Here is a 10,630-nt window from a genome sequence, read left to right as displayed (position 1 = left end):
GCCCAACGCATGCGCGCCGGACCCGAACGCGCGACCGGGCCCGGCGCGCATACGCCGACGCCCGCCGCCGAACCCCCTCCATACGCCCCGCGCGGGCACCTCCCGCGCTTGCCCGAAACGAGGTCCCATGAAACGACGATCCCTCGCCGCCGCCATCGGCATCGTCATCGTGACGCTTGCCTGCGTGTGCGGCCTGTACGTCCACTTCATCCAGGAGAAGGTGCACGACGAGAGCGCCGACCACCTGAAGGAGATATATTCCCAGGTCAACAACACGTTCTCCATGCTGGTATCCGACAACTGGAACCACCTGAGCACGTGGAACACCATGTTCGAGGACTCCGCCGCCCACTCGCCCGGCGGCTCCGTGTCCGGCGACGACGCCGAGCAGGCGCGCGAGTTCATAGACGGCGAACAGGCCAAGTGGGGCTTCACCGACTTCTACTTCATCAACTCGCAGGGCGGCTACGCAACGCCCGACGGCGAGCGCGGCACGCTCAACCTGGGCCAGCAGCTCGATCAGCTGAACAGCGGGAACAGCATCGTGGCGGACACCGTCCCCACCAGCGGCACGGGGCTGACGGTGTTCGCCACGCCCGTGACGCCCGCCTCGTTCGACGGGTTCGACTACTCCGCCATCGCCATAAGCTACAACAACCACGACATGGAGGCGGCCCTTGACGTGAACGCCTTCGACGGGCAGTCCAGCTGCTTCGTCATCACGCCGGCCGGCAACCTGCTGTTCTCCGCCACCGACCAATACTCGCAGTCGTCCAACCTGCTCGACTGGCTCGGCCAGATCGCCTCGTTCGGCGCAGACGGCGGCATCGATTCCATCCGGTCCGACATCGACGCAGGCCAGAGCGGCACCACGCAGTTCTCCACCGCCACCAACCAGTACTATCTCACCTACATGCCCGTCGGGTTCGAGGACTGGGTGATGGTGGGCGTGGTGCCCAGCAACGTGGTCAACGCCAGCATGTCGGAGGTGCAGCTGCTCACCATCGCCACCGTGTCGGTGGTGCTGTTCGCGCTTGCCGCGCTGGTGGTGGGCATCCTGGTGCAGCACGGGCGTCGCGTGCTCGACCAGCAGGTCAGGGAAGTGAAATATCGCGAGCAGCTGTTCAGCGCGCTGTCGGGCAGCACCGACAACATCTTCGTCATGTTCAGCCCCGACGACGGCGCGGTGGACTACGTCAGCCCGAACACGCAGCGTATCCTGGGCATCCCTTCCGCCGACATCGCCAAGGACGTGCGCAACATCGACCGCTCGCTGGAGCCGGGGTCGGAGGGCCTGCTTGAATCCAACATGCACACGCTTCCCAGCAACGACCACCGCGACGGCGACAGCACGCGCCGCCACCAGGAGACCGGCGAGCTGCGCTGGTACCACGAGACGCTGTTCCGCGCGAAGGTGGGCGACACGGAGAAGCTGGTGTACGTGCTGTTCGACCGCACGAAGGAGACCGAAAGCCGCGAACGCCTGCAGCAGGCGCTTGCCATAGCCAAGCAGTCCAACCAGTCGAAGAGCACGTTCTTGGCGAAGATGTCCCACGACATCCGCACCCCCATCAACGCCATCATGGGCATGACGCAGATAGCGCGCGACAACGCCGGCAACTGGGAGAAGACCGACGAATGCCTGGCCACCATCCAGGCCTCGTCGCAGCACCTGCTCAGCCTGATCAACGACGTGCTCGACATGTCCAAGATCGAAAGCGGCGCCATCGAGCTGCAGGAGGAATGCTGCGATCTGGACACGCTGCTGCGCGACGTGGACGCCATCATGCGGCCGCAAACCGCCGCGAAGGGGCAGCTGCTCACGCTCGACGCGGTGAACGTGCAGCATCGCAGCTTCGCGGCCGACCAGCTGCGCGTGCGCCAGATCCTGCTGAACCTGCTGTCGAACGCGGTGAAGTACACGCCCGACGGCGGCATGGTGGCCCTGCACGTGGAGGAGCACGAGCAGACCAGCCCGAATTTCGTGCGCCTGAGCTTCATCGTGCGCGACAACGGCATGGGCATGCCGCCTGAGTTCATCGACCACGTCTTCGCCCCGTTCGAGCGCGCCGAAGGCAGGCAGATGCAGGGCATCCAGGGCACCGGCCTGGGCATGACCATCACGAAGGCCCTGGTAGACGCCATGGGCGGCACCATCGACGTGGAAAGCAAGGAGGGCCACGGCACCACGTTCACCGTGAAGCTGAAGTTCAAGCTGGGCGAAGGCGAAGGGGCGAAGCCGTGCCCGTGCAAGGCCGCCGAGAACGAACCCGGCAAGGGCAAGCGAGCGGGCAAGGACGCCGAGCACGGCCGCGCGAAGGGCGGTGCGGACGAGAAGCGACCCTCTTATACCGAGGTGTTCAAGGGCCGGCGCTACCTGGTGGCCGAGGACAACCAGATCAACCGCATCATCCTGGCCGAGATGCTCACCGAGCGCGGGGCGGCCCTCGAGCAGGCGCAAAACGGCAAGGAGGCCGTGGAGCTGTTCGCCGAAAGCGAGCCGCAGCATTTCGATGCCGTGCTCATGGACGCCATGATGCCCGTGATGGACGGCTACGAGGCCACGCGCGCCATCCGCAAGCTGCCGCGAGACGACGCGCAGACAACGCCTATCATCGCGCTGACCGCCAACGCCTACGCCGACGACGTGAAGAAGGCCCTGGACTCGGGCATGAACGCGCACGTGGGCAAGCCGTTCAAGATCGCCGACCTGGCGAAGGCCCTGGACGAGCTGCAGCGCAACGACGATCGCTAGCGACGCGGGCGCCGCGGCCCTCCTGCAGCGAGGCCGCGGCGCCGTAGGGCGCGTGCGACGTCACGCGGCAGAGCCGCCTCCGAGGCGGAGTTACCGCGGCGCCGCACACGCCCCGCGCATAAAGCGAGGCTATAATCGGAGGCAACCATCTTGACCCATGCCCCACCGCACCGAAGGGAGACGCCATGCAATTCATCATCCGTTGGCTGGTCACCGCCGTCGCCGTAGGGGCCGCCGTATGGCTGGTCCCCGGCATCGCCGTGCTGGGCACCACCGAAAGCTGGATCGCCGTGGCCATCACCGGCCTGGCGCTGTCGCTCATCGACATGAGCATCAAGCCGCTGTTGCAGCTGCTCAGCCTGCCCATCACATGCCTGACGTTCGGCATCTTCTACCTGGTGGTGAACACCGCCATGCTGTACCTTGCCGCATGGTTGAGCAACGGCATGTTCCATGTGGGCTTTTACATCTCCAGCTTCGGCAGCGCGTTCTTCGCGTCCATCGTCATCAGCATCGTGTCCGCGATCATGAACTCGGTCGTCGCGGATAACTAGGCGAACGCAGCTCGAGCGGCGGCAACCCCGCCGAACCCGCCGTCGCTCGAGCAGGCTCTAAAACCCGCTGAGTTGCGCTTTCCCGCGCTAAGCCACGTGCACCGAAACGGTGCACGCACGGCTCAGTGCGCCCAAACGCGCTGCTGACAGAAGTTCTCGCAAAAAATAATCGATACAAAATCTTATTAAGACTTCCATTTCTTCGTTTCGCGACGTATTATGTTACTAGTTTAGTAGCATATGAACATAGGAGGGGGTTCTCATGGATATGCTATCCGACGTTGCGCTGCTCTCGCGGATCCAGTTCGCGCTGACCGTGGCGTACCATTTCATCTTCGTCCCGTTATCCATCGGCCTGGGCCTGATCTTGGCCATCTTCGCCACCAAGTACCACCGAAGCCGCAGCGAGGCCGACGGCAACGCCATGCGCTTCTGGGTGCGCATCTTCACCGCCACCTTCGCCATCGGCGTGGCCACGGGCATCACCATGGAGTTCTCGTTCGGCACGAACTGGGCCGACTACTCGCGCTTCGTGGGCGACATCTTCGGCGCGCCGCTTGCCGCCGAGGCCCTGTTCGCGTTCTTCCTGGAATCGGTGTTCCTGGGCGTGCTGCTGTTCGGGCGCAACAAGGTGTCCAGCCTGTTCTACACCGTGTCCGCGTGGCTGGTGTGGGCCGGCTCGTGCTTAAGCGCGCTGTGGATCCTCATCGCGAACTCGTGGATGCAGACGCCCGCCGGCGCCGAGCTGGCCGCCGACGGCTCGAAGGCCGTCATCACCGACTTCCTGGCTGCGGCGTTCAACCCGTCCACGCTGCCGCGCTACACCCACGTGGTGGTGGCGCTGCTGATCCTGGGCGCGTTCGCCTCCTTGGCCGTGGGCGCATGGTACCTGCTGCGCGGCAAGCACGCCGACTTCGCCATGAAGACCATCCGCGTGGGCGCCGTCGTGGGCATCGTGGCCTCGTGCGCCCTGATCGTCACCGCGCACTCCTCCGCCGTCGAGGTGTCGCAGGAGCAGCCCACCAAGCTTGCCATGATGGAGGGCATGTACGACGACGAGGTCCCGCCGCTGTACGCCTTCGGCTGGGTCGACGAGGAGAACCAGCAGGTCATCACCCCGTTCTCTATTCCCGGCGGCACGAGCTTCCTGGCAACGGGCACGTGGGATACGCAGTACCAAGGCCTGAACTCCCTGGCGCAGACCGAGAAGTACGGCGACATGGACGTGGCCGACATGCCCGTGAACCTGGTGTTCCAGTCGTACCACCTTATGGTTGCCATGTACGGCCTGATCATGATCACGGCCATCCTTGCTGTGGTGTTCAGCCTGCGCGGCGGCCGCATCCGCTCCATGCGCTGGCTGCAGAAGCTGCTGCTGGTAAGCCCCTTGTTCCCGTTCATCGCCATCCAGGTGGGCTGGATCACCGCTGAGGTGGGTCGCCAACCGTGGGTCGTCTATCCTTCCACGTCCGGTCCCGACGGCGTGAGCCTGTTGACGAACAACGCCATCTCGCAGTCGGTTTCCGCACCTGAGCTGCTGACGACCTTGGCCCTGTTCGCAGCCGTGTACGTGTTCCTGTTCGTCGGATGGGCGCGCGTGATCTCGGGCTTCATCAAGCGCGGGCCCGTCGGTGATTCCGCCGCCTCCGCGGCCGGCTCCGCCGACGATGCAACCACCGCCGTCAAGGAAGGGGAATAGCCATGAGCGCGCTTGCAGTCCTTTGGTTCTTTCTGATCTTCGTGCTGATCGCCGGGTACTTCGTGCTCGACGGGTTCGACCTGGGCGTGGGCGTCCTGTACCGCGCGCTGGCGAAAGACGAGCGCGAGCGGGCGCTCGTGCGCCGCAGCATCGGCCCGGTATGGGACGGCAACGAGGTGTGGCTGCTCACCGCCGGCGGCGCGCTGTTCGCGGCGTTCCCCGCGGCGTACGCCACCACGTTCTCGGGCTTCTACCTAGCCGTCATGCTGGTACTGTTCGGCCTGATCGTCCGCGCAGTGTCGCTTGAGTTCCGTGCCCACGACCCGCAATGGGCGCGCGCCTGGGACGTCTGCTTCACCGTCGGCTCGTTCCTGCCGGCGCTGCTGCCGGGCGTGGCGCTGGGCAACGTGATCGCCGGCATCCCCATGGCCGCCAACGGCGATTACTCGGGCGTGCCGCTGCTGGGCCTGCTGTCGCCGTTCACCCTGGTCGCCGGCCTGCTCGGCCTGGCCATGTGCCTTTCGGCCGGCGCCGCATGGGTGGCGTTGAAGGCTCCCGCCGGCTCCGCCGTGCATAAGCGCGCCGCGAAGCTGCGCGTGCCCTGCCAGATCGCGGCCCTGGCGCTGTTCGCCGTTGCGACCGTCCTGGTGTTCGCGGTGGTGAAGCCCGTGTTCGCGCCGGGCATGTTCGCAGCCGGCGTGGTTATCGCCCTGGTGTTCCTTGCATGCGTCGTCGCGTCGATCGCGCTGGGCCGCAAGGGTAACGACCTGGTCGCGTTCCTTCTGCAGTCGGCGGCGGCCGTGTGCCTGGTAGCGCTTACCGCGGTCACGCTGTTCCCCAACCTGGTGGTTGCAGCCCCCGGCAGCGTGGGCGCATCCATCACGCTGATGAGCGCGGCATCCTCCGACACGTCTCTGGCGTGGATGACCGGCATCGCCTGCGTGGGCGTGCCGCTGGTGCTGGCCTACCACGTGATCGCGTACCGCATCTTCCGCGGGCGCCTGGACGATAAGGATGTGACCTACTAGATGAACACGCGGGGTTACATGAGATGGCTGAGCGTGCTGTGCCTGGTCATGGCGCTGTTCGGCACGGCGGTCATGCTGGTCGGGTACAAGGCGCCCACCATCGGCCTGGTAGCAACGGTGGCAGCACTCGTGATAGCCGCGGCCGCGCTGGGATGGAAGGCCCGGGAACGCTAACGCTGCCGGCTTCGGCAGCCGGGGTCTAGCAAGCGATCGACGGCCAAGCCGCCGGCCATACGCGCGGCGTCCGACCCGACAGCCGAGAGCGCGACGCCGATCAGCCAGCTGAGAGCCCGACAACCAATCCGCCAACTTCTTGCAGGGGGCGATGGGAAACGATTCCCATCGCCCCTTTCGCATGCCTAGGTTTGTGAGGTTCCGTTGCACGGCTTATGCCGGTCGCGTGGATTCCCCGGCAAATTTCCGAAATGCCGGGTAAGCGGCCTAGTATGAAATCCGAGAAAAACGGTATTTATTCCCAAATCCAGGCAAGGGGTTGTTCCACACATCATGAAATCGAATAACGACGCCGCAAGCGTCAAGTGTTGTGCGCGCAAAATCTGGGCGCACTTCAAGGAATTCGTCGTCTCCGTCAAAGGCGACCTGAAGGAAACGCACGACGAGATGTTCAAAGGTGCCGACACCCCCAAACAGCGCCTGCAGCGCTCCGTCAGGCACGGCCTGCTGCTGTTGGCGCAGTTATGCCTGATCATGGGCGTATACGCCGCCGGTTGCGCACTGGCATCCGTGTTGCCGATCACGCTTCCCGGCAACATCTTGGGTATGGTGCTGCTGCTCGTGCTGCTGGGCACGCACATCCTGAAGACGAAGTACATCAGCGAGGCGTGCGACTACCTCATCGACAACATGTCCGTGTTCTTCATCCCCGCCGGCGTGGCCATCATGGGCTGCTTCTCCATGCTGGAAGCGGCGGCGGCGAAGTTCGCGTTCGTCTGCATCGCCACCACCGTCATCGTGTTCTTGGCCACGTCCTACACGGTACTGTTCGTATCCTGGATCATGGCGAAGATGGGCAAGGACACCGCGCTCGCACCCGCCGTCGAGGCGGAGAACGCGGCAAAGGCCCAGGCCGGCGGCGCCGACTCCAACAGCACGCACGCCGAGGGCTCCGGCAAGCACCATCCGCATACGCCGGGAACCGGCATCATCTCCCCCGTCGCCGGCAAGGAGGCCTAACCTATGCTGAACCTTATCGCAACCCTGGCCGCAGGCACCGTCGTATCCTTCATCGTGTTCAAGCTGGCCGTGGCACTGTACAAGAAGGTGCGCTCCCCGCTGCTCAACCCGCTGCTGGTGACGGTGGCGTTCATCATCGCCCTGTTGTGCATCTTCCACATCCCGCTGGATTCCTACGAGTCCAGCGTGCAGCTCATCTCGTTTCTGCTGGGTCCGGCAACGGTCGCCCTGGCGTATTCGGTCTACCGCCAGCGGCAGATCCTCAAGCAGCACTTCATCCCCATCTTCTGCGGCTGCCTGGTCGGCTCGGTCGTGTCGATGATCAGCGCCTATACGCTCTGCGAGCTGCTCGGCCTGGGCGACGAGATGGCCACCTCGTTCATCCCCAAGTCCGTGACCACCCCGATCGCCATCGCCGTGTCGGAGCAGCTGGGCGGCATCACGTCCATCACCGTGGCGGCCGTCATCATCACCGGCATCCTCGGCGCCATCTTCGCACCGCTCATGTCGAAGATCTTCCGCGTGAACAACCGCATCGCCAAGGGCGTGGCCATCGGCACGTGCAGCCACGCGGTGGGCACCACGAAAGCGCTTGAGATGGGCGAGCTGGAAGGCGCCATGTCCGGCGTGAGCATCGCCGTATCGGGCCTGCTCACCACCGCCATCGTGATCATCGCCGGCTGCTTCATGTAGGCGCTGCGCGGCTTCGATTCCGCCCAGCCCCCGCAAACGCCCTCTGAAAACCGCAAAGGGCCCTGCGGCTTCCCGAATCCGCCTCCACCTGCAGCGCCGGCCTTCCGGCCACGCCATACGGTTTGAGAAGCGAACGGGAGCCGCAGGGCCCTTCCCTATTCGCAATCGCCCGCCTGCCGTGCATCGACAGACGGGCGATTCCTTTTACAACGCCAAGCGGTAGATCTCGGCGGCATCCTCCATAGTCAGCTTCTTGAAGCTGCCGAACGGCTCGCCCTTGTTCTCGCGCAGGGTGGGGATCATCTCGGCGATGGCGTCCTCGATGTTGTCCTCGTCCAAGCCGAGCTCGCCCAGGCTGATGGGCATGCCCAGGCTGGCGAAGAACATGCGCGTCTCGTCAATGGCCGACAGCGCGTCGGATTCGATGTCGCCCGTGGGCGCCAGGCCGAACACCTCGTAGCCGTACTGCGCGAAGCGCGCCGGGTTTGCGTCGTAGACGTATTCCATCCATGCGGGGAACAAGCAGGCCAGGCCGGCGCCGTGCGTGACGGTGGTGTCGTAGGCGGACAGCTCGTGCTCAAGGCCGTGCGTCGCCCAGTCCTCGTGACGACCCATGCCCAAAAGGCCCTGATGGCACAGCATGCCGGCCCACATGATGTTCGCGCGGGCGTCGTAGTTCTCGGGCTCGGCCAACACGCGCGGGGCCTCGGCGCGGATGGTGCGCATGACGGACAGGTTCATGCCGTCGGTGACGGGCACGGCGCCCACGTCGTCGAAGAAGCGCTCGAGCAGATGGCAGAACATGTCGGTGATGCCGGCGGCTGTCTGGAACGGCGGCAGCGTGAACGTGAGTTCGGGGTTCATGAACGCCAGCTTCGGGCGCTGGTAGTTGCTTGCGTAGCCGGTCTTCATGCCCAGCTCGTCGTTGCTGATGACGGTGTTCTTCGAAGCCTCGCTGCCGGCTGCCGGGATGGTGAGAACCACGGCGATGGGCAGCACATTGGTGTTCGGGTGCTTCTTGGTGATGAGCTCCCACACGTCGTAATCGATGCAGGCGCCGTTGGCGATGGCCTTCGCGGAGTCGACAACCGAGCCGCCGCCCACGGCCAGCACCCAGTCCACGCCGTTTTCCTTGCACAGCGCGACACCCTCGCGCACCAGGCCAATCTCTGGATTGGGGCGCACGCCGCCCAGTTTCACGTACTCGATGCCAGCCTGCTCAAGCGACGCGCACACGCGGTCGATGAGGCCCGACTTAATGGCGCTCTGCCCGCCGTAGTGCAGCAGCACCTTATGCGCGCCGCGCTCGGCCAGCATGGGGCCGACCTTGCTTTCGGCGTTGTGGCCGAACACGAAATGCGTAGGGGAAACGAACTCGAAGTCTTCCATGGGAACCGCCTTCCTTGGTTTCGGGACGCCGCGCCGCCCACCCTCGCCCGCAAGCAGCACGATGCGCTCAGTATAACGCGTACTGCTCCCGTTTCTTGCAGGTGCACAAGGGAAAAAATAAAGCCGGGTAGGAAGGACCCGGCTTTCGAAAGGAATCCCGACAGGCAATGTGCGGGGTCTTGGCAACCCGCGTTCCGCTTGGCGACGGAACCTGCAAACCCGAGACAGTCGATTTGGCGAAGATAGTCGTTTTGAGTTTTGCAATTTGTCTTCTGTCGGACAGGTAGTATTCTTGCATGCTGGCTCATTTTCCGCAACCTGGGCAAAACGCCGTTTACGCAGATGAAACAATCATTTTCGGCCTCTGAACTCGCATTATAGCCACAGATGCCACTATTTGTGAGTTTTTATAGAAATGCATAATGCTCCACTATTTATGCATAAACCACCCAAAAGAGCGCTCAATCGATAGCCGCCGTTGATGATGCGGGAAAACAACAAGGCGCCCCGATTCGCATCGGGGCGCCTTATCAGCATGCTTTTGCGTTTGGTGAAGCCGAACAAACCGCCCGCAAACCCGGCTGTACCGCCTTCGCCGCGAGGTTACGCGTTCGCCAGCGGGCTGGGAACGGCGTACACGCGGGCCGCGTTCTCCTGGTCCAGGTCGTAGAGCGCCTTGGCGTCGCTGCCGAACAGCCTCATGCGCGACACCTGCTTCTCGGCGTTGTCCTCTTCCTCCTGCTGCTCCTCGATGAACCAATCCAGGAACTTCATAGTGCGGTAGTCCTTCGCCTCGAGCGCGGCGGTATAGATGTCGTTGATGGTGCTGGTGATGTACTTCTCATGCTCCAGCGCGGCCTCGAGCGGCTCCAGATGGTTGCTGAAGGTCTTGTCGGGCTGGTCGATGGCCTGCAGCTTCACCTTGCAACCGTTCTCATGCAGGTACTTGCGGAAGATGAGCGCATGGTCGCGCTCCTCCTGCGTCTGGATCTCGTACCAATGGGCGAAACCCTCCAGGCCCTCCTCCTGATAGTAGTCGGCGAACGACAGGTACAGGTACGCCGAGTACAGCTCCTTGCGAATCTGGTCGTTAATCAGCTCGTACACCTTTGCATCCATGGCATCCTCCTTCAGGACACGCGCCCGACCGATCGGCCGGGCTTCCCTTACACGTTCATACTACCCCAGACACTTCGGGGACGTAGCACTATGTGTCCGGATTCCCCAAAGCAGCCACTTCAAGATGCTCCCGTAGCCAGCCGGACACTTCGGGGACGTAGCACTAACCGTCCGAAAATCGGACACATAGGGCTACGTC

General features: G+C 64.0%; 9 protein-coding genes. 7 read left to right on the top strand and 2 right to left on the bottom strand.

Annotated elements, in window-relative coordinates:
• Positions 1 to 127 precede the first annotated feature (127 nt).
• The 7 genes from Q0H50_RS06200 to Q0H50_RS06170 all read left to right on the top strand — a co-directional run bounded on the left by Q0H50_RS06200 (position 128) and on the right by Q0H50_RS06170 (position 7,923).
• A complete protein-coding gene (locus Q0H50_RS06200; protein WP_294420571.1) occupies positions 128 to 2,755 on the top strand; it encodes an ATP-binding protein in 2,628 nt (875 codons plus the stop codon).
• Between the two features lie 185 nt (positions 2,756 to 2,940).
• Positions 2,941 to 3,309 carry a phage holin family protein gene (locus tag Q0H50_RS06195; RefSeq protein ID WP_294381300.1) on the top strand — a complete coding sequence of 123 codons (369 nt, stop codon included), beginning with the start codon at positions 2,941 to 2,943 and terminating at the stop codon, positions 3,307 to 3,309.
• A gap of 262 nt (positions 3,310 to 3,571) precedes the next feature.
• Entirely contained in the window at positions 3,572 to 5,008 is a 1,437-nt protein-coding gene (locus Q0H50_RS06190) for a cytochrome ubiquinol oxidase subunit I (protein ID WP_294420569.1), read from the top strand.
• Positions 5,009 to 5,010: 2 nt separating this feature from the next.
• Entirely contained in the window at positions 5,011 to 6,036 is a 1,026-nt protein-coding gene (gene cydB / locus Q0H50_RS06185; protein WP_294420567.1) for a cytochrome d ubiquinol oxidase subunit II, read from the top strand.
• Positions 6,037 to 6,210, top strand: a complete 174-nt coding sequence (locus Q0H50_RS06180; RefSeq protein WP_294420565.1) for a hypothetical protein — start codon at positions 6,037 to 6,039, stop codon at positions 6,208 to 6,210.
• Between the two features lie 333 nt (positions 6,211 to 6,543).
• Positions 6,544 to 7,230 carry a CidA/LrgA family protein gene (locus Q0H50_RS06175; RefSeq protein ID WP_294420564.1) on the top strand — a complete coding sequence of 229 codons (687 nt, stop codon included), beginning with the start codon at positions 6,544 to 6,546 and terminating at the stop codon, positions 7,228 to 7,230.
• Between the two features lie 3 nt (positions 7,231 to 7,233).
• Positions 7,234 to 7,923 carry an LrgB family protein gene (locus tag Q0H50_RS06170; protein ID WP_294420562.1) on the top strand — a complete coding sequence of 230 codons (690 nt, stop codon included), beginning with the start codon at positions 7,234 to 7,236 and terminating at the stop codon, positions 7,921 to 7,923.
• Between the two features lie 204 nt (positions 7,924 to 8,127).
• On the opposite strand, the gene Q0H50_RS06165 is transcribed toward Q0H50_RS06170, so the two are convergent.
• Together Q0H50_RS06165 and Q0H50_RS06160 are read right to left on the bottom strand one after the other, a co-directional pair.
• Positions 8,128 to 9,312: an iron-containing alcohol dehydrogenase gene (locus tag Q0H50_RS06165; protein ID WP_294420560.1), complete on the bottom strand. Its 1,185-nt coding sequence runs from the start codon at positions 9,310 to 9,312 to the stop codon at positions 8,128 to 8,130.
• Between the two features lie 603 nt (positions 9,313 to 9,915).
• Positions 9,916 to 10,431, bottom strand: coding sequence for a ferritin (locus Q0H50_RS06160; protein WP_294420557.1), 516 nt, complete (start codon positions 10,429 to 10,431; stop codon positions 9,916 to 9,918).
• Positions 10,432 to 10,630: the final 199 nt, after the last annotated feature.

The sequence above is a fragment of the uncultured Senegalimassilia sp. genome (assembly GCF_934632265.1).
In the GTDB taxonomy this organism is placed as follows: domain Bacteria; phylum Actinomycetota; class Coriobacteriia; order Coriobacteriales; family Eggerthellaceae; genus Senegalimassilia.
The sequence above is the reverse complement of the archived record's forward strand: the minus strand, read 5'-3'. Positions and strand labels throughout refer to the sequence as shown.

Coding starts and splice junctions, on each gene's coding strand:
- Q0H50_RS06190 (WP_294420569.1), top strand. CDS start 3,572: ATGGATATGCTATCCGACGTTGCGCTGCTCTCGCGGATCCAGTTCGCG.
- cydB (WP_294420567.1), top strand. CDS start 5,011: ATGAGCGCGCTTGCAGTCCTTTGGTTCTTTCTGATCTTCGTGCTGATC.
- Q0H50_RS06165 (WP_294420560.1), bottom strand. CDS start 9,312: ATGGAAGACTTCGAGTTCGTTTCCCCTACGCATTTCGTGTTCGGCCAC.
- Q0H50_RS06160 (WP_294420557.1), bottom strand. CDS start 10,431: ATGGATGCAAAGGTGTACGAGCTGATTAACGACCAGATTCGCAAGGAG.
- Q0H50_RS06200 (WP_294420571.1), top strand. CDS start 128: ATGAAACGACGATCCCTCGCCGCCGCCATCGGCATCGTCATCGTGACG.
- Q0H50_RS06170 (WP_294420562.1), top strand. CDS start 7,234: ATGCTGAACCTTATCGCAACCCTGGCCGCAGGCACCGTCGTATCCTTC.
- Q0H50_RS06180 (WP_294420565.1), top strand. CDS start 6,037: ATGAACACGCGGGGTTACATGAGATGGCTGAGCGTGCTGTGCCTGGTC.
- Q0H50_RS06195 (WP_294381300.1), top strand. CDS start 2,941: ATGCAATTCATCATCCGTTGGCTGGTCACCGCCGTCGCCGTAGGGGCC.
- Q0H50_RS06175 (WP_294420564.1), top strand. CDS start 6,544: ATGAAATCGAATAACGACGCCGCAAGCGTCAAGTGTTGTGCGCGCAAA.